Origin of the sequence: Pseudomonas sp. IT-93MI4 (assembly GCF_949767635.1) — a bacterium.
GTDB classification, from domain to species: domain Bacteria; phylum Pseudomonadota; class Gammaproteobacteria; order Pseudomonadales; family Pseudomonadaceae; genus Aquipseudomonas; species Aquipseudomonas putida_A.
In genome coordinates this window covers 113,131-135,677 of record NZ_CATKPP010000011.1, presented here as the reverse complement: position 1 = coordinate 135,677, position 22,547 = coordinate 113,131, and the positions used below count along the sequence as shown (strand labels likewise).

Here is a 22,547-nt window from a genome sequence, read left to right as displayed (position 1 = left end):
CCCCTCCCACAGGGGATTTGGGTTGAGAGGAAAAATTGTGTACCGATCTTATTTACGCTGGGTTCCAAGGGCTGCTTCTTTGCTGCTCTGCCTGCTGTTCTGGCAACTCGCCGCGAGCCACCACTGGAACCTCGGTCTGGTCACTTTCGCCAACGTGCCAACCCCGTTGGCGGTGATCGAAGCGGCGTTGGGCCTGGGCGACTCCGGCAAGCTGCTGCAGCACCTGAGCGCGAGCCTCGGCCGCGTGTTCGCTGGCTATCTCGCGGCATTGATCATCGGCATTGCCCTGGGCTTGGCCATCGGCCGCTCGAAATGGGCCGAAGACCTGTTGCTGCCACCGCTGGAAGTGCTGCGCCCGATCCCGGCGGTGGCGTGGATTCCGCTGGCGATCCTGATGTTCCCGTCGTCGGAGCTGTCGATGGTGTTCATCACCTTCACCGGCGCGCTGTTCCCGATCCTGCTCAACACCGTGCACGGCGTCGAAGGCGTTGATCCACGGCTGATCGCCTCAGCAAAAAGCCTCGGCGCAGGGCGCCGCGCGATTTTGCTGGAAGTGGTCTTGCCCGGCGCTGCCCCGAGCATCATCACCGGCCTCGCCATCGGCATGGGCACCTCGTGGTTCTGTCTGGTGACCGCCGAGATGATCTCCGGCCAGTTCGGCATCGGTTACTACACCTGGGAGTCCTACACCATCCAGAACTACGCCGACATTGTCGTTGGCATGCTGCTGATCGGTGTGCTGGGCATGGGCAGCAGTCTGCTGATCAAGCGCCTGGGCGGGCTGTTCACGCCTTGGCATCGACCACGAGGGAAAGCCTGATGAGCGCAATGCAAACCCCCGAAGGGCGAATCGATATTCGCCAGTTGTCGATCGTTCTCGGTGAGGGGCAGCAAGCCTTCGAAGCCGTGCAGGGGCTGGATTGCCAGATCGAACCGGGCCAGTTCGTGTGCATTCTCGGCCCGTCCGGTTGCGGCAAGTCGACCTTGCTCGGCGCACTCGCCGGACACTTGAGCGCCCATACCGGCAGCCTCAAAGTCGATGGCGGCGAAGTGTCCGGGCCGTCGCCGCAGCGCGGCATGGTGTTCCAGCACCACACGCTGTTTCCATGGCGCACGGTGCGCGACAACGTGGCTTTCGGCCTGAAGATGCGCGGCATCGGCAAAACCGAGCGCCATCGCGCCGCTGATGAAATGCTCAAACTGGTCGGCCTCGACGGCTTCGTCGAGCGCTGGCCCGATCAACTGTCCGGTGGCATGCAGCAACGGGTGGAGATTGCTCGGGTGCTGGTCAATCGTCCACGGCTGCTGCTGATGGACGAACCGTTTGGCGCGCTGGATGCCTTGACTCGCCTGAACATGCAGGAGCTGCTGCTGGACATCTGGACGCGGATTCGCACCACGGTGGTGTTCGTCACCCACGACATCGACGAGGCGCTGTTCCTCGCTGACCGTTTGCTGGTGATGAGCGCACGTCCGGGTCGAATCATCGAAGACCTGCGCCTGGACTTCCCGCGTCCGCGCACCTCTGAGCTGGTCACCAGCGCCGAATTCTCTCGCCTCAAGCGCCACTGCCTCGATCTGCTGCGCCACGACAACTCCCGACCGCTGCCGCGCCTCAACCCGCTCGGCTTGCCGCCCGAAAACCTCTTGCCGCGATTTGCCTTATGACCTCATTTTTTGCTGTGACTGACAACGATGACATCCTCGCCCTGCAACCGCGTCTGACCGCTGACGATGCCGGTGTGCGGCGCATTGCCCTGATTGATTTGGCGGATCTGGAAGAACCGGACGGCCTGCTGTGGCTGGTCGAAAGACTGGGCGAAGATCCCGCCGAAGAAGTCCGCGCCGAAGCTGCGCGGCTGCTGGAAGCGTGGGAAGACGAACCGGTAGTGGCTGCGCTGTGCCAGGCACTGACCGATCCATCTGCGGCAGTGCAGGCAGCCGCCGCGCAAAGTCTGAGCCTGCTCAAGAGTGAGGCGGCAGGCCGGGTGATTCTGCCGTGGACCGATCATGCTGAGGTCAGTGTGCGAATCGCCGCGTTTCGGGCTCTGCGCGAGTTGCGTTTTGCCGATGCCGCACCAGCGGCTATCACCGCATTGAGCGATGCCGATGCCAATGTGCGCCGCGAAGCCGTCGGTGTGCTCGGCTGGCTCAAGCAGCTCGACGCATTGCCGGCTCTGGCGCGTCTGGCCAGCGCCGACCCGGACACCGAAGTGCGCCGAGCCGCCACCGGCGCCCTCGGTCTGGCGTCCGGCGCCGACGTGCTGCCAGCCTTGCGTCAAGCGCTGCAGGACGATGCCTGGCAAGTGCGCGAAGAAGCGGCCACGACGCTGGGCAAGGTCGGCCACAGCGACGCTGGTCCGGCGTTGATCGCAGCCCTCGGCGATGACTACTGGCAAGTGCGCCTGCGTGCTACCCGCAGCCTCGGTCGCTTGCGTTTTGCACCGGCGCTGGACGCCTTGATCGAGACCCTCGGCCATCGCATCAGCAACCTGCGCAAGGAAGCGGCGCTGGCCCTCGGTGAGTTGCATGATCGCGGCGCGGTGGCGGCGTTGCAGGCGGCGCAGGATGACGGCGACCCGGACGTGCGCAAAGCGGTGCGGATTGCCTTGAGTCAGTTGCAATGAACCCGCTGTCAGTCGGCAATTCGCAGAGCCAGCGGACGCTGCGCCTGAGCTGGCCGGACGGCCGCGAATCGCTGTTCAATCACGCCGAACTGCGCCGCCAGTGCCCGTGCTCGCAGTGCCGCGCGTTTCGCCTGAAAGGTCTGACTCCGCTGGTCGATGAGCGTGTTCGCCTGATTGAGATCAACCCGCAGGGCTACGGCGTGCAACTGGTGTTCAGCGACGGCCATCAACGCGGGATCTACCCGTGGGACTATCTGGCACAGCTCGATTCTTGATGTGCCACAGCCCCTTGTAGGAGTGAGCCTGCTCGCGATAGCGGTGTATCAGCCGACATCATTGTTGAATGACACACCGCTATCGCGAGCAGGCTCACTCCTACAAGGGTATAGGTGCAACTCCGGGTTACTGCGCAGCCGTCATGGCTGGCCGGCACCCGCGAAACACATCCAGCCCCGGCTGATACAGCGCGGTCTTCACCTCGAACAAGCCCAGCACCGAATGGAACAGGTTGTCATGGCTCAGGTCCGGCTGCCCGGTCTTGCCTTGCAGGCAATCGCGATCAATCCCCAGTTGCGCCAGCGTGTTGCTGCCAAACCACATCACCATCGGCACATGGGTCTGCGCTTCTGGCGCCAATGCATACGGCGCCGCATGCAGGTACAAACCGTTTTCACCCAGCGATTCGCCGTGATCGGAGACATACAGCATCGAGGTATCCAGCGTGTCCTGATTACGCTTGAGCAACTCGATGACCTTGGCGAGGAAGTGGTCGGTGTAGAGGATTGTGTTGTCGTACACGTTCACCAGTTCATCACGGCTGCAACTGCCCAACTGATTGGTGTGGCAGATCGGTTTGAAGCGTTCGAGCGCTTGCGGATAACGCTCGTAGTATTCCGGGCCGTGGCTGCCGTCGGCGTGCAACACGATGATCGCGTGGCCCTTGAGGCTGTCGATGTAGCTTTGCAGGTCGGCCAGCAGCGCTTCGTCGAGGCAGTTATTGCCGTCGCAGAACGGTCCCGGCTGATCCTTCGCGATATCGCGGTGCGGCACGCGCAGGCAGGTGCCCTTGCAGTCGCTGTTGTTGTCCAGCCACAGCACCTGCACACCGGCGCGTTGCAGGATATCCAGCAGGCCTTCGTAGGTTTTGCCTTTCTTGTCGCTGTAGTCCTCACGCGGGAACATCGAGAACATGCACGGCACCGACACTGCCGTGGACGTGCCGCAGGAGTGCACCCGGGTGAAGTTGAGGATGTCCAGTTTGCTCAGCTCGGGATTGGTCTCGCGCGCATAGCCGTTCAGCGAGAAGTGATCGGCGCGGGCGGTTTCGCCGACCACAAACACCATCAGCGACTTCTTCTCGCGGCTGGCGGCTTTCGCGCTCATCACCGCGTCTTCCCCGATGGCCTGCACCACAAAGTGCTTTTTGATGCCCAGGCGCTGCTTGGTGTATTTGCTGATGGCGTAGATGTAATTGGTCGGGTTGATGAAGTGGGTGAGCTTGTCTTCTTCGCGGAAGATCGGCGCGTAGGTCGAATAGAACGCGCCCACCGAGGCGCCGATCACCAGCACGCAAGCGGCAATCACCAGCAGCTTGTTGAGCAGGCCGCGAAAGAACGGCCGATAACGCACCGGCCAGCGCCAGATCAACGCCGCCGGCAGCACGCCGAGCAGCAACACGTAAGCCAGCAGCTTGCCGTTGAACAGCGCAGCGGCTTCGCCCGGGTTGGTTTCGAAGACGTTCTGGATCATCACCGTGTCGATGGTGATCCCGTATTCGTTCATGAAATACGCAGCGCAGGCCGAGAGCAGGGCCACCACAGTCAGCGCCGGTTTCAGCGTCCAGCGAAACGAAACCAGGGTCAGCAGCAGGGTGATCGCCGCCCACAGGAACAGCCCGAACGAAGCAAAAAACGCCAGTTTGTGCGCGCCTTGCAGTGTGATCAGCGTACCCAGCGCCTTCCAGGTCGCCAGGTTGTACAGCGCCACCAGTGCCAGGGAAAACAGCAACACCAGCCGGGTGGAAGTGATGGACGGTAAACGCAGTCCTTTGCCCAAAGCCATTACAGACATTCCTCTACTCGAATAGATCACGCGCGGAAACGCGCGTAACTGTAGAAGAACAATAGTAAAAATTTCGTAAACATCCTGTAACAAAAATCGGGCGCAAATCTAAAACTGTGGGAGCGGGCTTGCTCGCGAAGGCGGTTGGTCGGCCGACATCGTTGTTGAATGACACACCGCTATCGCGAGCAGGCTCACTCCTACAATGGGTACTTTGGTGGGTCAGAAAGATTTGCTCAGGCTGGCGACCACCGTTGCGGTGCACACATCCTTGAATCCCCAGTTGCTCAGGCACTGGCTCTGCGACAGATCGGTGTCGATATAGCTCAGGCCCAACACCACCCCGGCCAGGTTGTGCGTCAGCTTGACCTCCCACTCCCGATAACTGTCCTCGCCATGCCCGGACGCCGAGTACAGGTGCTGGTCCTTGAAGTCCATGTTGCCGTAACGCAGCTTCAGCCCCGAATCGAATGGCAACTCGGCTTCATAACCGATATAGGTGTAGAGCGAGCTCTGCTTGCTGTCGATCCCCGGCGCATCGCTGGAGTAATACGCCGCCAGCTTCACCCCGTAGACACCGAGAATCCCGTAGACCTCGCTCTGGTTGAACTGGCTTTCCTTGGGGTAGGCGTACTTGAGGTAACCCAGATCGAGGCTGACATCCTCGGTGGCCTGCCACAGCCAGCCGGCGTAGTAATCGACTTCCTGCCGGGTTTTCAGGCCACCGCCAAAGTCGACGTTGGAGCTCCAGGCTCCCGCGTACAAACCGCTGCTGTGGGCAAGGGTCAGACCGGCCTGCACGGCCGGGTCATTTTGGGTTTGCGAGATGCCGCGGGTGCGGTAGTCGCTGGCCAGGGTCAGGTCGACCAGCACGGCGAAATCGTCGTTCAGGGGGATCGCGTAGCTGCTCAAGGGCAGCAAACTGGAAAAACCGAGGGCGAACAGGGGCAAGGCTTTCATGGAGAAGTCCCGATGTTGTGATTATTTTTGGGCAGTACGAAAACCGTGGAGGGAATGCAATCTCGGCCACCCTCACAGCCCCTGTGGGAGCGAGCCTGCTCGCGAAAGCGGTGGTTCATTCAGCATCGATGGCGACTGATACGCCGCCTTCGCGAGCAGGCTCGCTCCCACAGGGGGGGAACAGTGTTGTTATTTTGTGGCGGTGTAGACCTGACGCCCACCAAACCAGGTTTGCAGCACCCGGGTGTCATGCAGGGCTTTTTCGTCGACGCTGAACACGTCGCGATCGACCACGATGAAGTCCGCCTGCTTGCCCGGCGTCAGCGAGCCAATCTGCTTCTCCAGGCCAATCGTGCGCGCCGCGTTGAGGGTATAGGCGTAAAACATGCTTTCGCGATCCAGACGCTCGTCGGCATTCAGCACGCCCAGCGGCCCGACGCGGGTGATGGCCTGGGCCATGGCGTTGAACGGGTTGGGCGACGACACCGGCCAGTCGCTGGCACCGGCAATCGTCGCGCCCTGTTTCAGCAGCGAGTGCGCCGGGTATTGATAACGGAAGGCGAGGGCGCTGACGTAGGGCTTGATCATGTCGGTGGTGTAGTCATCGGCACTGGCCCACAGCAATTGCATCGAGGCGATCACGTTCAGCGGCTTGAAGCGGGCGAACTCTTTCGGATTGACCATCTGCAGGTGCGTGATCGAGTGAGTGATGCCGCTCTGCCGATCCTTGCGCGCACGTTCGATGCCATTGAGTGATTCACGCACCGCACGGTCGCCGATGGCGTGGATGTGCACCAGCCAGCCGCGCTGGTCGATGGCGCTGACCAGCTCGCCGAAATGTTTTGGATCGATCAGCAGTTCGCCCTGTTTGTGCGAGTTGCTGTACGGGTCGATCATCGCCGCGCTCTGCGCCGGGTACTCGATCACGCCGTCGGCGAAGATCTTGACCCCGGGCAGGGTCAGGTTGGGGATGCCCTGAAACTGCTGGCGCACCTTATCCAGCGTCTCGAGGTCGGCGGGCAGGCTTTTCGGGTTGGCCACCAGCAGCGCTGCAACGTGCACGCTCATGCCGCCGCTTTCCGACAGCGCTTTGTAGGCTGGCAGCACGCCGACGGTTTTCTCAGTGGGTTTGAGGGCGAAGACCGGTTCGCCCGGTGCGGCATTGGCGGCGGGGTCCATCCACGCGGTGATGCCGAGGCTGTTGTTGAAGCGCACCGCGGATTTGGTCGCGGTGAGCATATCGGCCGGGCTCGGCACCGGCATTTTCGCGGCGACCCGGTCCCAACCGGCATCGACCAGAAAACCGTTGGGCTCGCCGCTGGCCAGTGCGCCGATCGTGTCTTGTTCCGCAGCGGGCAGGGTCTTGAGCAACGCCGCGTCGATGCCGGCGCGCTTGAGCATCACGTTGTTGGCCCACGCGGTGTGGTGATCGCTGCCGGTGAACACCACCGGCACGTCAGCCCACTCGCCGTGGTTGAAGGTCTTGCCCAGCGCTTCGGCCTGCGCCCAGTACGCTGAGCTCATGCCGGCAATGCTTAGCACATCGCCATGTCTGGCCTTGCCGTCGTCACGCCAGGCGCGCAGGCGTTTTTCCAGTTCGGCGAGGGCGACGACTTCGTCTTCCATGTTGGCCGAGACCATTTCCAAGCCACCGAAAATCGCGTGGGAATGGCTGTCGATCAAGCCTGGCATCAGCGTCTTGCCGCCGAGGTCGATCACCTGCGTGCCGGGTTCGATCAGCGCCTTGATCTGCGCATCGCTGCCGACTTTCAGCACCTTGCCGTTTTCCACGGCCAACGCCTGTACCTTCGGTTGCGTGCGATCGGCGGTGAAAATCTTGCCGTTGACCAGCACCAGATCGGTGGCGGCCATGGCTTCCATCGAGGCAAAACTTATCGCGCTCACCAACAGACTCGGGATGAATCTTTTCATTGAAGATTTCCTTGTTATTGCGTCTGATGGCCAGATTAGTGGCTGGCACTGGCCGACAGAACGCCTCCCTCACGAAAAACGTTTTTGCCTGAATGGAAAAAGCATGGACAAGCTGGGTGCACTGAAAATGTTCGTGGTTACCGCGCAACTCGGCAGTTTCAGCCGCGCGGCGGAGCAACTGGGCAAGACCCCATCGGCGCTGACCAAAGCGGTCAATCATCTGGAGTCGGAACTTGGCGCGCGGCTGTTCGAACGCAGTACGCGGCGGATTCTGCTCACCGAAATCGGCCGGGTTTATCTGGAAACCGCGCGGCTGGTGTTGCAGCGACTGGAGGAGGCCAGCGAGGAAATCGAGCAGTTGCAGCACGGTCTGCGCGGCAGCCTGAAAATCACCGCACCGCTGGCGTACGGGCGGGCGTTTCTCGATCAGGTGTGCGACGGCTTTTTGCAGCAATACCCGCAAATCAGCCTGCAAGTGGACCTGTGCGACGCGTTCGTCAATCTTCTGGAAAGCGGCTATGACCTGGCCTTGCGCGAGGGCCATGACGACCTGCCGGGGCTGATCGCCCGGGTGGTCGGCAGCAATCGCCTGGCCTTGTGCGGGAGCCCGGACTATTTGGCGCGCAAGGGTTTGCCGGTCACTCCGCAAACCCTTGAGCAGCATGAATGGCTGTTGTATCAGCATCCGTTACTCAGTCGCGAGTTCTGGTGGGCCGAGCGCGACGGTCAGCGGCTGAGCCTGGCGCAACCGACGGCGCCGCGCTTGCGCAGCGACAATTACGACCTGCTGCTGGCCAGTGCTTTGGCCGGACGCGGCTTGCTGCACACGCCGCTGTGGAGCGCCGCGCCGTACATTGCCGACGGGCGTCTGGTGCGGGTCATGGCTGACTATGAAATCGACCCCGACACTTTCGGCCCGCACATTCTTGCGGTGTACCCCAGCCATCGACGAGCCACGGCCAAGGTCGTCGCATTCATCGATTACATCTCGGCATTTCTGGCCGAGCGTGGGTTGAACTGACTGGCGGTCATTGCCAGCAAAAATGCGAAAGAGTACAAATGTACTCCATGACCAATCTCACTCCCCGCCGTACCGCCATCCTGACCTTCATCCGCGAACGCATCGCCGAACACGGTCAGCCCCCAAGCCTCGCTGAAATCAGCGAGGCTTTTGGTTTTGCCTCGCGCAGCGTGGCGCGCAAGCATGTGCTGGCGCTCACCGAAGCCGGATTTATCGAGGTCAATCCGCATCAGGCCCGGGGCATTCGCCTGCTCGGGCAAGCGCCGCGCCCGGAGCTGCTGGACATTCCGGTGCTCGGCCGGGTGGCTGCCGGTGCACCGATCGGTGCCGATGCCGAGATCCATAACCGCTTGATGCTCGACCCGGCGCTGTTCTCCCGCACTCCTGACTACATGTTGCGGGTGCAGGGCGACTCGATGATCGAGGACGGCATTCTCGACGGCGATCTGGTTGGTGTGCGGCGCAATCCCGAGGCGCTCAACGGCCAGATTGTGGTGGCGCGCCTCGACGGTGAGGTGACGATCAAACGCTTCGAACGTGTCGGCACTACAGTGCGCCTGCTGCCGCGCAACCCGGCGTACCAGCCGATTGTCGTGCGCGATGATCAGGACCTGGCCATCGAAGGGGTGTTCTGCGGTCTGGTGAGGCAAGGCTGATGGGCGCCGTCGTTGCACTCGATACGCTGTTCAATGGCGGCCAGGTCTGGAAGGGCCGGCCTGCGCCACCGGCGGCCAGCCCGCAACCCACCGGCCATGCCGCGCTGGATGCGGCACTGCCCAGCGGTGGCTGGCCGGAAGCGGCGCTGAGCGAAATCCTCTTGGCCGGCCCCGGGGTTGGCGAGTTGCAACTGGTGTGGCCGACGCTGGCGCGGCTGTCGGCGGCGGGTGAGCGCATCGTGCTGGTGGCACCGCCGTTCGTGCCGTACCCGCAGGCGTGGGCGAACGCCGGGGTCGATCTGCGCCAGTTGTCGGTGATCCAGGCCAGCGAACGCGATGCCTTGTGGGCGGCGGAACAATGCCTGCGTTCCGGCAGTTGCGGCGCAGTGCTGTGCTGGCCGCACAAGGCCGATGACCGCGCGTTGCGGCGTTTGCAGGTAGCGGCGGAAACCGGCCAGACCCTGGCGTTTGCCTGGCGCCCGCTGAGCGAAGCGATCAACCCGTCGCCGGCCGCGTTGCGCATTGCCATCGACGCCAGACCCGCCCAGTTGCGCGTGCTCAAGTGCCGTGGCGGACTGGCGCGCACGGCGCCGATTGCGTTTGCCGTGGGGCACTGAGGTCGTCATGCGCTGGGTGTGTATTCTGTTCCCGCAATTGGCCCTCGACGCCGTGCTGCGTCAGCGTGCCGATCCCGATGAGCCGTTGGTGCTGCTCAGCGGCCCGGCCCAGCGCCGGGTGCTGCAAGCGGTCAATCCGGCGGCACGACAGCTCGGCCTGCGCGCCGGCCAGTCGATGACCGCCGCGCAGGCCCTAAGCAAAGGCTTTGCCACCGCCGATTACGACCTCGCCGAGGTCGAGCACTGGCAGCAGTTTCTCGCCGCGTGGGCCTATCGTTTCAGCGCGCAGGTCAGCGTGCATTATCCGCGTACCGTGGTGTTCGAGATCGAGTCGAGCCTGGGCCTGTTCGGCTCCTGGGCGCAGTTCGAAGCGCGGCTGCGCAAGGAGCTGACCGAGCTGGGTTTCCGCCATCGCATCGTCGCCGCACCGAATCCGGTGGCGGCGCGGGTGCTGGCCAACGCCTACGACGGTCTGGTGGTACCTGACGGTGAGGCCCTGCAGCATCACCTCGGAAAGTTGCCCGTCGACCGTGTCGGGCTGGAGCCGCAGGTCGCCACCGCGCTGACGCGCATGGGTCTGCGCAACCTGAACCAGCTGCAGAGCCTGCCGCGTCAGGCCCTGGCCCGGCGCTTCGAAGCGTCGATGCTCAAGCATCTCGACACGTTGTTCGGCGCACGGCCGCTGGCCTTGGCGTTCTATCTGCCGCCGGATCGTTTTGATGTGCGCATCGAACTGAATTTCGACGTGCAATCCCATCAGGCGCTGCTGTTCCCGTTACGCCGCTTGACCGCTGACCTGTCGGCATTCCTCTGCGGACGTGACAGCGGCGTGCAGCGTTTCGTCCTGCATCTGGAGCACGCCGGGCTGCCGGACACGCTGATCAAGGTCGGCCTGCTCAGCGCCGAGCGCGATCCGGCGATGCTCTTCGAACTGGCCCGTGGGCGACTGGAACAAGTCCAGGTCGAGGCCCCGGTGCGCGGCTTTCGCCTGCGCGCAGAAGACCTGCCGAGTTTCGTCCCGCAGTTTCAGGAACTGTTCGATGACCGTCCGCAACAGACCTTGCCTTGGGAGCAATTGCGCGAACGTCTGCGTGCACGGCTCGGCGATGACGCGGTGCAGGGCCTGCGCTTTCAGGCCGACCACCGACCGGAATGTGCGTGGCAGCACGGCGTCGACAAGCAGCGTTGCAGCGGTTTGCCGAGTGTGCAGCGTCCGGGCTGGCTGCTCGGCGAACCGCAGAGTGTGCCGGAAGGTTCGGCGCGGATTCTCATGGGCCCGGAGCGCATCGAGTCCGGCTGGTGGGACGGTGATGATGTGCGCCGCGATTACTACCTGATCCAGAACCGTGCCGGTCAGCAGGGCTGGGCCTATCGGGCCGTGGGCGAGGGCGGTCCGTTGTGGCTGCAGGGCTGGTTTGCATGAACCACGACTATGCCGAGCTGCACTGCCTGTCGAATTTCAGTTTCCAGCGCGGTGCCTCCAGTGCCCTTGAGCTGTTTCAGCGGGCGAAAAAACACGGTTATCAGGCGCTGGCGATCACCGACGAGTGCACCCTGGCCGGGATCGTCCGGGCCTGGCAAGCGGCGAAATCGGTGGAGCTGCCGCTGATCATCGGCAGCGAAATCCGCATCGATAACGGCCCGAAACTGCTGCTGTTGGTGGAGAACCTGGCGGGCTATCAGGCCTTGTGCGGCTTGATCACTCAGGCCCGGCGGCGTACGCAGAAGGGCCAGTACCAGGTGCTGCGCGAGGATTTCAGCGAGCCGTTGCCGGGGTTGTTCACCGTGTGGGTGCCGGACAGCATCGATGACGTGGAGGAGGGCCGCTGGCTGAAACAGACTTTCGGCGAGCGCCTGTATCTGGCGGTGCAGCTACATCGCGGGCAGGACGATCAGCGGCGGCTGGCGGCACTGCTGGGTCTGGCCGAGCAACTGCAGATCGCCGCCGTGGCCAGCGGCGACGTGCACATGCACGCCCGTGGGCGGCGCGCCCTGCAGGACACCATGACCGCGATCCGCCATCACGTCCCGGTGGCCGAGGCCGGATTGCGCCTGCACCCCAACGGCGAGCGCCATCTGCGCAGCCTCTACGTGTTGCGCGAGCTGTACCCGACGGCGTTGCTCGACGCCTCGGTGCAACTGGCGCGGCGCTGCACTTTCGAGCTGAGCGAGTTGCGCTATCAGTATCCGAAAGAGCTGGTGCCAGAGGGGCACACCGGCAGTTCCTGGTTGCGGCAGTTGACCGAAGAAGGCATTGCCTGGCGCTGGCCAAAAGGGCCGCAGGCCAAAGTGCTCAAGCAAATCGACGATGAGCTGAAACTGATCGCCGAGCTCGGCTACGAAAGCTACTTCCTCACCGTGCACGACGTGGTGCGTTTCGCCCGCGATCAGCAGATTCTCTGTCAGGGCCGCGGTTCGGCGGCTAACTCGGCGGTGTGTTTTGCCTTGGGTATCACCGAGATCGACCCGGATCGCACCACGCTGCTGTTCGAGCGTTTCATGTCGAAAGAACGCAACGAGCCGCCGGACATCGACGTCGATTTCGAGCACGAGCGCCGCGAAGAAGTCCTGCAATACGTGTTTCGCCGATATGGCCGGCGGCGTGCGGCGTTGACGGCGGTGGTCAGCACTTACCACGCTGCCGGTGCGGTGCGTGACGTAGCCAAGGCCCTTGGGCTGCCGCCGGATCAGATCAATGCACTGGCCGATTGCTGCGGCCACTGGAGCGACGAAACACCGCCGCTGGCGCGCTTGCTCGAAGGCGGCTTCGACCCCGACAGCCCGGTGCTGCGTCGGGTGCTGAGCCTGACCGGGCAACTGATCGGCTTCCCCCGACACCTGTCGCAACACCCGGGCGGCTTCGTGATTTCCGAGCAGCCGCTGGATACGCTGGTGCCGGTGGAAAACGCCGCCATGGCCGAGCGCACGATCATTCAATGGGACAAGGACGACCTCGATGCGGTCGGGCTGCTCAAGGTCGATATCCTCGCCCTCGGCATGCTCAGTGCCATCCGCCGTTGCTTCGATCTGCTGCGTCGTCATCGCCATCTCGATCTGAGCCTGGCGACGATTCCAGACAAAGACAAACCGACCTACGAGATGATCAGCCGCGCCGACACCATCGGTGTATTTCAGATCGAATCGCGGGCGCAGATGTCGATGTTGCCGCGCCTGAAACCGGCGAAGTTCTACGATCTGGTGATCGAGGTGGCGATCGTCCGCCCTGGGCCGATTCAGGGCGGGATGGTTCATCCGTACCTGCGCCGACGCAACAAGGAAGAAGAGGCAACCTATCCTTCGGAAAAGCTCAAAGAGGTATTGGAGCGTACCCTCGGTGTGCCGCTGTTTCAGGAACAGGTGATGCAGATCGCCATCGTCGCCGCTGACTACAGCCCCGGCGAGGCCGATCAGTTGCGTCGCTCTATGGCCGCGTGGAAACGCCATGGAGGCTTGGAGCCGCACAAGGAACGCCTCGCCGCCGGCATGAAGAAAAACGGCTACACCGAGGAATTCGCCGCGCAGATCTTCGAGCAGATCAAGGGTTTCGGCAGCTATGGTTTTCCCGAGTCCCACGCCGCCAGTTTTGCCTTGCTGACTTACGCCAGTTGCTGGCTCAAGTGTCACGAACCGGCGGCGTTCGCCTGCGCGTTGATCAACAGCTGGCCGATGGGTTTCTACAGCCCGGATCAGATTCTGCAGGACGCGCGCCGGCATCAGTTGCAGATCCGTCCGGTGGACGTGCGAGCCAGCGACTGGGATTGCAGCCTGGAACCGATCAGCGGCGCGCAGCCGGCGATCCGCATGGGCCTGCGGATGATCAAGGGTTTTCGCGAGGACGACGCCCGGCGCATCGAAGCGGCGCGGGTGCGGGGGGCGTTTGCCGATGTCGCTGATCTGGGCGAGCGGGCCGCGCTCGACAGCCGCGCCCAGGCATTATTGGCAGACTCCGGCGCGTTGCGTGGCATGGCCGGGCATCGGCATCGTGCGCGTTGGGAAGTGGCCGGGGTGCAGAAACAGCTGGGCCTGTTTGCCGGTTTGCCAAGTCAGGAAGAACCCGATGTGCTGCTACCCAAACCGAGTGTCGGCGAAGATCTGCAGGCCGATTACGCGACCATCGGCACCACGCTGGGGCCGCATCCGCTGGCGCTGCTGCGTGGCGAACTGAAGGCGCGGCGTTGCCGCAGCTCTCAGGAGTTGCTGGACGTCGAGCACGGTCGGCCGGTGAGCATCGCCGGGCTGGTCACCGGGCGTCAGCGACCGGGCACTGCCAGCGGCGTGACTTTCGTCACCCTCGAAGACGAGTTCGGCAACGTCAACGTGGTGGTCTGGCGCGATCTGGCCGAGCGCCAGCGTCAGGTGCTGGTCGGTTCGCAATTGCTCAAGGTCGATGGCCGCTGGGAGCGGGAGGGCGAAGTTCGACACCTGATCGCCGGGCGATTGAGCGATCTGACTCCGTTGCTCGATGGCATCCGCGTGCAGAGCCGCGACTTCCACTAAACCCCAGAACACCACATATCCCCCCTGTGGGAGCGGGCTTGCTCGCGAAGACGGTGTGTCAGTGGCAAATAAGTGGCTGACACACCGCTTTCGTCGGAACGCCGCCCGGAGCAAGCCCGCTCCCACAGGGGGGATTTGTGTGTGTCCAAACAAGCCAATTGATTGGCGTCAAAAATCTCTGTCATCAATGGTGGCACTTTGTCATAATGCCGCCCCTTTTCCGCTCCCCACCGCATTGCCGTGCCGGGACACACCGTTTTTTTTCAGAAGGAATGCACAGTGAGAATGATCTCCCGGATGTTGGTCTCAGGCGTTGCGATTGCCGTGCTCGGCACCCTCGCCAGCTCCCTTGCCGGGTGCGCCACCGAAAGCTCCCGCGCACTGCCGGTGGCCAAGGTCGAGAGCGCCACGCAAGTCTGGACCGGTGCTCGCGTACCGATGGCGGTGGGCAAGTTCGATAACCGCTCCAGCTACATGCGCGGGATCTTCTCCGATGGTGTTGATCGTCTCGGCGGCCAGGCCAAGACCATCCTGATCACTCACTTGCAGCAGACCAACCGTTTCTCGGTACTGGATCGCGACAACATGGGCGAGATCCAGCAGGAAGCGGCGATCAAGGGCCAGGCCCAGCGCCTCAAGGGCGCCGACTACGTGGTCACCGGTGACGTCACCGAGTTCGGCCGCAAGGAAACCGGCGACCACCAGCTGTTCGGCATTCTCGGCCGTGGCAAGACCCAGGTCGCCTACGCCAAGGTCAACCTGAACATCGTCAACATCAGCACCTCCGAAGTGGTGTATTCGACCCAGGGCGCCGGCGAGTACGCCTTGTCCAACCGCGAAATCATCGGCTTCGGCGGCACCGCCGCGTACGACTCCACCCTCAACGGCAAAGTCCTCGATCTGGCCATGCGCGAGGCGATCAATCGTCTGGTTGATGGCATGAACGCCGGCGCCTGGAAACCGGGCAACTGATCGCTATTCATTGCAAGGAGCAACACCCATGAATCTGACTTTGTCGCGGTCGCTGCTGGCCCTGACGCTGGCCGCCAGCGCCTTGCTGGCCGGTTGCAGCAGCCCGAAAACCCTGTACCAGTGGGAAGATTACCAACCGCAGGTTTACGAATACTTCAAAGGCGAAGAGCCAAAAGAAGCCCAGGCCGAAGTGCTGGAGCGCGACCTGCAGAAGATCCGTTCCACCGGCAAGGCCGTGCCGCCGGGTTACCACGCGCACCTGGGTCTGCTGTACCTGAGCATGGGCAAGGACGATCAGATGGTGCAGCAGTTCCGCACCGAAAAAGCGCTGTTCCCCGAGTCCGGCCCATACATGGATTTTCTGCTTAAAAACGCCAAGACCGGAGACGCCAAATGATCTCGCGCACCCTGAAACTGCTGGCCGCCGGTTTGGCCCTGACCGTGCTCGGTGGCTGCGTCGCGCCGAAAACCGTGGATTACTCGGCGTACAAACAGGCACGGCCGAAGACCATTCTGGTGCTGCCGCCGCTGAACACCTCGCCGGACGTCAAGGCTTCCTACAGCTTGCTGTCGCAGGTGACGTTCCCATTGGCCGAAGCCGGTTACTACGTGCTGCCGATCACCCTGGTGGACGAAACCTTCCGCCAGAACGGCCTGACCACCCCGGATGACATCCATCAGGCGCCGGCCAACAAGCTCAAGGAAATCTTCGGCGCCGACGCTGCGCTGTACATCACCGTGACCGAGTACGGTACGCGCTACATGGTGATCAGCAGCGAAACCGCGGTAACCGCCACCGCCAAGCTGGTCGATCTGAAATCCGGCACCACGCTGTGGACCGGTTCGGCACGGGCGTCGAGCGAAGAGGGCGGCAATAACAGTGGTGGCGGCCTGGTCGGCATGCTGATCACCGCCGCGGTGAAGCAGGTGATCAACAGTTCGACCGACGCCGGGTATCCGATTGCCGGCGTGGCGAGCAATCGCCTGTTGTCGGCCGGTCAGCACGCCGGCCTGTTGTACGGCCCGCGCTCGCCGAAATACGGTACTGACTGACAATTACCGGCACGCCTGAAATCCTCTGTGGGAGCGGGCTTGCTCCGGGCGGCGTTCCGACGAATGCGGTGGGTCAGTCGCCAAATGTTTTACTGACCCGGCGCATTCGCGAGCAAGCCCGCTCCCACAAGGGGAAGGCGTTTCGCAGCCGATTTATTTGGCGACCGCCAAAACCGCTCGCCACCGCCCGCTGCTTCCGTCCACGCTTGCAATGAGCGGGTCGGCAAATCGAAATCATCCCGCCGACCAATCGTATCCAGACCCTGCATCTCGACGCCGAAGGCGATATCCTGCGCCACACTTATCTGCGCAAACGGCGAATAACGCTGCAACACCGTGTTTGCCCGAGGCTAAAGGAGTGTTCGAATGACCGAGAAGAAACTGGAAACCACGGTCGACCGCGTCTACCAAGGGGTTTACCAGGCGATCAGCAAGCGTTCGCTGCGTCCGGGGATGAAGCTGGGCGAAGCGTCCTTGGCCGAACTGTTCAATGTCAGCCGCACGTCGGTACGCGCCGCGCTCAAGCAACTGGAAGCCGAGGGGCTGGTCACCACCGAGCCGAATAAAGGTGCATCGGTGTCGCTGCCCAGCAACGAAGAGATCCGCTCGCTGTTCGAAACCCGGCGTCTGATCGAAATCGGCATGGTCACCGAACTCTGTCGGCGCAAGGACACCGCCGCCATGCAGGTCTTGCGCGAGCACCTGCTACTGGAGGACGCAGCCCACGCGGCAGGCGATCACGAGCAACTGATTTACCTGCTCGGCGAGTTCCACCTCAAACTGGCGCGCAGCCTCAACAACCCGGTGCTGCTCGACTGGTTCCAGAAGCTGATTTCCCGCGCCTCGCTGTATGTCGCTGCACTGGATGACGACAGCCATGAAGCCTGCCGTGACAACGAACATCTGCGCCTGATCGAATACATCGAGGCGGGCGATCAGAGCGCCGCCATCGAACTGACCTGCACGCATTTGAACGGCATCGAGAAGGCGATTCTCGACGTCGCGGCGAAGATGAAAACTGGCTACCATCCCCTCAAGCACCTGATCGGGGTCTGATCCGGGCCTGGTCTGAAATCGGCTATACCTCTAATGAAACCATTACGGCCGATGAGGCTCGAAACAGACGGGCGTCGCGGCGTTCTGCCGTCGCGATGTATCGGGCAAACACCACAGGACACCGAGTCAATCGATGCAGTTTTTATCCGATAGCCACGGTTGTGACGGCTGGAAAGGCGAGATGGCCGAACGCATTTGCGCGTTCGACTGGCGCCTCACCGAACTCGGCCCGCTCGACACCTGGCCTGCCAGCTTGTGCAGCACCGTGCAATTGATGCTGGCCTCGCCCTTGCCGATGGTCATGCTCTGGGGCCACGCCGGCTACATGATCTACAACGACGCCTACTCACAGTTTGCCGGTGGTCGCCACCCGTATCTGCTAGGCGCACCGGTGGAACTGGGGTGGCCGGAAGTCGCCGAGTTCAACCGGCACGTGGTCGACACCTGTCTGGCGGGCGGCACCTTGTCCTACCGCAACAAGGAACTGGTGCTGCTGCGCGATGGCGTGCCCGAAGATGTCTGGATGGATCTGTATTACAGCCCGGTGGCCAACGATGACGGCGTGCCTTCAGGAGTGATGGCGATGGTGGTCGAGACCACCGAGTTGGTGCGTTCCGAGCGCCTGCGTCAGGTGGCAGAAGACGCTTATCGGGCCGACAACGAACGGGTGCGTCTGGCGCTGAATGCCGGAGCCTTGCTCGGCTCGTTCGTCTGGGACGTGAAGAACAATGTGCTGTCGGCCGACGAGCGTTTCGCCCGGACCTTTTGCTATCCGCCGGATCAGGACTTGAGCAACCTGCCGCAATCCGTCAATGAGTCGCGGATCCACCCGGACGACCTGGCGTGGGTGCATGATCGGGTCAGTCATTCGCTGCAGACCGGTGAGCCGTACAACGCCGAATACCGCGTGCGGCGTGCGGACGGCAGCTACCTGTGGGTGCTCGCCAGTGGCGCCTGCGAGTTCGACGAACACGGTGCGCCGTTTCGTTTTCCCGGGGTGTTGATCGACATCCATGAACGCAAGATTGCCGAAGAATCCCTGCTCAAATTCACGCGCAACCTGGAGCAGCGGGTGGCCAACGAAGTGGATGCTCGACTGGCGGCGGAAGAGCAACTGCGCCAGTCGCAGAAGCTTGAAGCCATCGGCGGACTGACCGGCGGCGTGGCCCACGACTTCAACAACCTGCTGCAAGTGATCGCCGGCAACCTGCACCTGCTGGCGCGGCATGAGCCGGACAATGCCAACGTGCAACGCCGGGTCAGCGCCTCGCTGGCAGCGGTCGAGCGCGGCGCCAAGCTGTCGTCGCAACTGCTCGCCTTTGCCCGGCGCCAACCGTTGTCGCCGGCGGTGTGCGATCCGCGGCAGATCTTCGACGGAGTCGGTGAATTGCTGCAGCGTGCGTTGGGCGAAACCATTCAGATCGACGTGCAATTGCCGCAGGACCCGTGGCACATCAACGTCGACCGCAATCAACTGGAAAACGCCATTCTCAATCTGGCGATCAACGCCCGGGACGCGATGAAAGGCGAGGGCACGATTGTTCTCAGTGCCATTAATACTCGGCTGGACAGCACTTTTTGCGCGGGCAAAGGCATCGTTGCCGGCGATTTCGTGCGAGTGATGGTTAGCGATTCCGGCGTCGGCATCGCGCCGCAAATGCTCGAGCAGGTGTTCGAGCCATTCTTCACCACCAAGGCCGACGGCCAGGGCACCGGGCTTGGTCTGAGTATGGTGTTCGGCTTCGTCAAACAGAGTGGCGGCCACGTCGAGATCGACAGCACCGTGGGCGAAGGCACGCGGGTGCAACTGTACTTTCCGCGCAGCCTGCGTCCGGTCCTCGATGAGACGCCGAGCGTCGACCCGCAGCAGAGCGGCGGCCACGAGACCATTCTGGTGGTTGAAGACAACGACGCGGTGCGCGCCTCGGCAGTGGAATTGCTGCGCGAGGAAGGCTACCGGGTACTGACTGCGAGCAATGGCGACGTGGCAATGCAGTTGCTGCTGGACGGCGCGCAAGTGGATCTGATTTTCACCGACGTGGTGATGCCAGGGCTGATCAAAAGCTCCGATCTGGCGGCGTGGGCCAAGGTGCAGACGCCACCGGTGGCGGTGCTGTTCACCTCCGGCCACACCCGCGACATCATTTCGCGCAACCACCAGTTGAGCCCGGACACGCATTTGCTGGGCAAGCCGTATGGCCCGGAGGCGTTGTTGCAGATGATTCGCTCGGTGCTGAGTGCCTGATTCCCTGTGGCGAGGGGATTCATCCCCGATGGAGTGCGCAGCACTCCCCAGCACTCCCCAGCATTTTCCCAGCTATATGGAATTTGCAGTAACTGCGCCGGCTGCGCCGCCGATCGGGGATAAATCCCCTCACCACAGGGTTCAGCTTCGACCCCCATTTTTCTGCAGGGACAGCCAATGACTTCCAAGCGTAATTCCAAAGCACCTACCGGCATGGTCCGGGTGCGTGGCGCCCGCGAACACAATCTGAAGAATGTCGACGTCGATATCCCTCGCGACGCGCTGGTGGTGTTCACCGGGGTTTCGGGTTCGGGCAAGTCGTCGCTGGCGTTTTCAACGTTGTACGCTGAAGCCCAACGGCGTTATTTCGAGTCAGTGGCGCCGTATGCGCGGCGGCTGATCGATCAGGTCGGGGTGCCGGATGTCGATTCCATCGAAGGCCTGCCGCCCGCCGTGGCCCTGCAACAGCAGCGGGGTACGCCGAGCACGCGTTCGTCGGTGGGCAGCGTGACCACCTTGTCGAGCCTGATCCGCATGCTCTATTCCCGCGCCGGCAGTTACCCGCCGGGGCAACCGATGCTCTACGCCGAGGATTTCTCGCCGAACACCCCGCAAGGCGCGTGCCCGGAGTGCCACGGTCTGGGCCGGGTCTACGAGGTGACCGAGGCGCTGATGGTGCCCGATCCGAACCTGACCATCCGCCAACGCGCCGTGGCGTCCTGGCCGCTGGCGTGGCAGGGGCAGAACCTGCGCGACATCCTCGTGACCATGGGCATCGACGTCGATATCCCCTGGAAGAAACTGCCGAAAAAGCAGCGTGACTGGATTCTGTTCACCGAAGAAACCCCGACCGTGCCGGTGTACGCCGGGCTGACCCCGGAGGAAACCCGGGTCGCCCTCAAGCGCAAGATGGAACCGAGTTATCAGGGCACCTTCACCGGTGCCCGCCGCTACATCCTGCACACCTTTACCCATTCGCAAAGTGCGTTGATGAAGAAGCGCGTTTCGCAGTTCATGCTCGGCAGCCCGTGCCCGTTGTGCGACGGCAAACGCCTGAAGCGTGAAGCGTTGTCGGTGACCTTTGCCGGTTACGACATCGGTGAACTGTCGCAGATGCCACTGCTGCAAGTGGCCGAAGTATTGAAACCCGTGGCTGCGGCGACCTATCTGCAGCAGGCCGAAGAAAGCGGCGAAACCCTCAGCCATGCGCAAACCCGCGAGGCGCGCCAGCAGCGCGTGGCCCACGGTGCCAGCGGCCACGCCGGTGCGCCGGACGTGCGCCACACGCCGAACCTGTCGCTGGAAAAACGCCTGGCAGCGCAGCGGATCGCTGAGGACTTGCTGGAGCGGGTCAGCACCCTGACCGATCTGGGCCTCGGTTATCTGGCGCTGGAGCGCAGCACGCCGACGTTGTCGTCCGGCGAGCTGCAACGCCTGCGCCTGGCGACGCAATTGGGTTCGCAACTGTTCGGCGTGATCTATGTGCTCGACGAGCCGTCCGCCGGTCTGCATCCGGCCGATGGCGAGGCGCTGTTCGAAGCCTTGCAGCGCTTGAAGACCGATGGCAATACGCTGTTTGTGGTCGAGCACGATCTGGAAACCATGCGCCGCGCCGACTGGCTGATCGATGTCGGCCCGGCGGCGGGAGAGAAGGGTGGGCGGGTGTTGTACAGCGGCCCTCCGGCCGGGCTGGCCGAGATCGACGAATCGCAGACCCGCGCCTACCTGTTTGCCGAGAGCCAGCGGCAGACCCGCACCGCGCGCAAGCCGAGCGGTTGGCTGAAACTCGATGGCATCAGCCGCAATAACCTGCACAACCTCAGCGCTGAATTTCCCTTGGGCTGCTTCACCTCGGTCACCGGGGTTTCCGGTTCGGGCAAGTCGAGTCTGGTCAGTCAGGCGTTGCTCGAACTGGTCGGCGCGCAACTCGGGCGGCCGCTGGTTGAGGACGAGCCGGAAGAGCTCAGTCTCGAAGACGATGCGCCGCAGGCCAGCACTGGTCAGGTGACTGCGGGGTTGGAGTCGATCAAGCGCCTGGTGCAGGTCGATCAAAAGCCCATCGGCCGCACGCCACGTTCGAATCTGGCGACCTACACCGGGCTGTTTGACAACGTGCGCAAACTGTTCGCCGCCACGCCCGAGGCACGGGCGGCGGGGTATGACGCCGGGCAGTTTTCCTTCAACGTCGCCAAGGGTCGTTGCCCGACCTGCGAGGGTGAAGGTTTTGTCAGCGTCGAGTTGCTGTTCATGCCGAGCGTGTATGCGCCGTGCCCGACCTGTCATGGCGCGCGCTACAACCCGCAGACTCTGGCGATTCAGTGGCAAGGCTTGAGCATTGCGCAGGTGCTGCAACTGACCGTGGAAGAGGCGGTAGAAGTGTTCAGCGAGCAGCCGGGGATTCGCCGTTCATTGGAGGTGCTGCGTGACATCGGCCTTGGTTATCTGCGGCTCGGCCAACCGGCCACCGAGTTGTCCGGTGGTGAAGCACAACGGATCAAACTGGCCACTGAGCTGCAGCGCAATCAGCGCGGCGCGACCCTGTATGTGCTGGATGAACCGACCACCGGACTGCATCCGCGGGACGTGGATCGGCTGCTGGAGCAACTGGACAACCTGGTCACGGCAGGGCACACAGTGATCGTCGTCGAGCATGAAATGCGCGTGGTGGCGCAGAGTGATTGGGTGATCGACATTGGCCCGGGGGCTGGTGATCAGGGCGGCAAAATCGTCGCCGCCGGCACGCCGCAGAAAGTTGCCGCGAGCAAGAAGAGCCGAACCGCGCCATTTCTGGCCCGGGCCTTGAGCCGATAGCGACGCCGTTCCTACTGGCCCCACAGGGGGCTGCGGTGT

At 62.9% G+C, this 22,547-nt stretch carries 18 protein-coding genes and 1 pseudogene; 15 read left to right on the top strand and 4 right to left on the bottom strand.

The window, feature by feature from the left end; translation table 11 throughout:
* Nucleotides 1-37: 37 nt before the first annotated feature.
* The 4 genes from ACM6I7_RS07825 to ACM6I7_RS07810 are packed head-to-tail and all read left to right on the top strand — an operon-like array spanning nucleotide 38 to nucleotide 2,902.
* Nucleotides 38-820 carry an ABC transporter permease gene (locus tag ACM6I7_RS07825; protein WP_414888283.1) on the top strand — a complete coding sequence of 261 codons (783 nt, stop codon included), beginning with the start codon at nucleotides 38-40 and terminating at the stop codon, nucleotides 818-820.
* Entirely contained in the window at nucleotides 820-1,668 is an 849-nt protein-coding gene (locus ACM6I7_RS07820) for an ABC transporter ATP-binding protein (protein WP_414888282.1), read from the top strand. The genes ACM6I7_RS07825 and ACM6I7_RS07820 overlap by 1 nt, the downstream gene beginning before the upstream one ends.
* A complete protein-coding gene (locus tag ACM6I7_RS07815; RefSeq protein ID WP_414888281.1) occupies nucleotides 1,665-2,627 on the top strand; it encodes a HEAT repeat domain-containing protein in 963 nt (320 codons plus the stop codon). Before ACM6I7_RS07820 ends, ACM6I7_RS07815 begins: the two co-directional genes overlap by 4 nt.
* On the top strand, nucleotides 2,624-2,902 hold the full coding sequence (locus tag ACM6I7_RS07810) for a DUF971 domain-containing protein (RefSeq protein WP_096796819.1): 279 nt from the start codon (nucleotides 2,624-2,626) through the stop codon (nucleotides 2,900-2,902). Before ACM6I7_RS07815 ends, ACM6I7_RS07810 begins: the two co-directional genes overlap by 4 nt.
* Before the next feature lie 127 nt (nucleotides 2,903-3,029).
* Here ACM6I7_RS07810 and ACM6I7_RS07805 read toward each other — a convergent pair whose 3' ends face one another.
* The 3 genes from ACM6I7_RS07805 to ACM6I7_RS07795 all read right to left on the bottom strand — a co-directional run bounded on the left by ACM6I7_RS07805 (nucleotide 3,030) and on the right by ACM6I7_RS07795 (nucleotide 7,580).
* Nucleotides 3,030-4,688, bottom strand: a complete 1,659-nt coding sequence (locus ACM6I7_RS07805; protein WP_414888280.1) for a phosphoethanolamine transferase — start codon at nucleotides 4,686-4,688, stop codon at nucleotides 3,030-3,032.
* Between the two features lie 222 nt (nucleotides 4,689-4,910).
* A complete protein-coding gene (locus tag ACM6I7_RS07800; protein WP_414888279.1) occupies nucleotides 4,911-5,648 on the bottom strand; it encodes a TorF family putative porin in 738 nt (245 codons plus the stop codon).
* Nucleotides 5,649-5,837: 189 nt separating this feature from the next.
* On the bottom strand, nucleotides 5,838-7,580 hold the full coding sequence (locus ACM6I7_RS07795; protein ID WP_027613667.1) for an amidohydrolase: 1,743 nt from the start codon (nucleotides 7,578-7,580) through the stop codon (nucleotides 5,838-5,840).
* A 103-nt stretch (nucleotides 7,581-7,683) separates the two neighbouring features.
* Between ACM6I7_RS07795 and ACM6I7_RS07790 the strand changes: the two genes are divergently transcribed.
* The 8 genes from ACM6I7_RS07790 (at nucleotide 7,684) to ACM6I7_RS07755 (ending at nucleotide 16,396) form a co-directional block, all read left to right on the top strand.
* The gene (locus ACM6I7_RS07790; protein ID WP_414888278.1) at nucleotides 7,684-8,601 is read left to right on the top strand and encodes a LysR substrate-binding domain-containing protein; all 918 of its coding nucleotides are present in this window, start codon (nucleotides 7,684-7,686) and stop codon (nucleotides 8,599-8,601) included.
* 38 nt (nucleotides 8,602-8,639) lie between these two features.
* Nucleotides 8,640-9,257 (top strand): transcriptional repressor LexA, encoded by a 618-nt coding sequence (lexA, locus tag ACM6I7_RS07785; protein ID WP_414888277.1) that lies wholly within the window; start codon nucleotides 8,640-8,642, stop codon nucleotides 9,255-9,257.
* The gene (imuA, locus tag ACM6I7_RS07780; RefSeq protein WP_007968686.1) at nucleotides 9,257-9,874 is read left to right on the top strand and encodes a translesion DNA synthesis-associated protein ImuA; all 618 of its coding nucleotides are present in this window, start codon (nucleotides 9,257-9,259) and stop codon (nucleotides 9,872-9,874) included. The genes lexA and imuA overlap by 1 nt, the downstream gene beginning before the upstream one ends.
* 7 nt (nucleotides 9,875-9,881) lie before the next feature.
* Nucleotides 9,882-11,297 (top strand): Y-family DNA polymerase, encoded by a 1,416-nt coding sequence (locus ACM6I7_RS07775; protein WP_414888276.1) that lies wholly within the window; start codon nucleotides 9,882-9,884, stop codon nucleotides 11,295-11,297.
* On the top strand, nucleotides 11,294-14,371 hold the full coding sequence (locus ACM6I7_RS07770; protein ID WP_414888275.1) for an error-prone DNA polymerase: 3,078 nt from the start codon (nucleotides 11,294-11,296) through the stop codon (nucleotides 14,369-14,371). Before ACM6I7_RS07775 ends, ACM6I7_RS07770 begins: the two co-directional genes overlap by 4 nt.
* Nucleotides 14,372-14,656: 285 nt before the next feature.
* Nucleotides 14,657-15,343: a CsgG/HfaB family protein gene (locus tag ACM6I7_RS07765; protein WP_177439976.1), complete on the top strand. Its 687-nt coding sequence runs from the start codon at nucleotides 14,657-14,659 to the stop codon at nucleotides 15,341-15,343.
* 28 nt (nucleotides 15,344-15,371) lie between these two features.
* The gene (locus ACM6I7_RS07760; protein ID WP_003225593.1) at nucleotides 15,372-15,740 is read left to right on the top strand and encodes a DUF4810 domain-containing protein; all 369 of its coding nucleotides are present in this window, start codon (nucleotides 15,372-15,374) and stop codon (nucleotides 15,738-15,740) included.
* Entirely contained in the window at nucleotides 15,737-16,396 is a 660-nt protein-coding gene (locus tag ACM6I7_RS07755; RefSeq protein WP_027613674.1) for a DUF799 domain-containing protein, read from the top strand. Before ACM6I7_RS07760 ends, ACM6I7_RS07755 begins: the two co-directional genes overlap by 4 nt.
* Before the next feature lie 167 nt (nucleotides 16,397-16,563).
* Here ACM6I7_RS07755 and ACM6I7_RS07750 read toward each other — a convergent pair.
* Nucleotides 16,564-16,671 (bottom strand): annotated as a pseudogene (locus tag ACM6I7_RS07750) (flavin reductase family protein); the annotation flags it as partial.
* 91 nt (nucleotides 16,672-16,762) lie between these two features.
* Between ACM6I7_RS07750 and ACM6I7_RS07745 the strand changes: the two are divergent.
* From ACM6I7_RS07745 to ACM6I7_RS07735, 3 genes are all read left to right on the top strand, one after another.
* The gene (locus tag ACM6I7_RS07745; protein WP_027613675.1) at nucleotides 16,763-17,452 is read left to right on the top strand and encodes a GntR family transcriptional regulator; all 690 of its coding nucleotides are present in this window, start codon (nucleotides 16,763-16,765) and stop codon (nucleotides 17,450-17,452) included.
* 133 nt (nucleotides 17,453-17,585) lie between these two features.
* Complete coding sequence (locus ACM6I7_RS07740; RefSeq protein WP_414888274.1) at nucleotides 17,586-19,697, top strand: ATP-binding protein; 2,112 nt, start codon at nucleotides 17,586-17,588, stop codon at nucleotides 19,695-19,697.
* 177 nt (nucleotides 19,698-19,874) lie between these two features.
* Nucleotides 19,875-22,508: an excinuclease ABC subunit A gene (locus ACM6I7_RS07735; RefSeq protein WP_414888273.1), complete on the top strand. Its 2,634-nt coding sequence runs from the start codon at nucleotides 19,875-19,877 to the stop codon at nucleotides 22,506-22,508.
* Nucleotides 22,509-22,547: the final 39 nt, after the last annotated feature.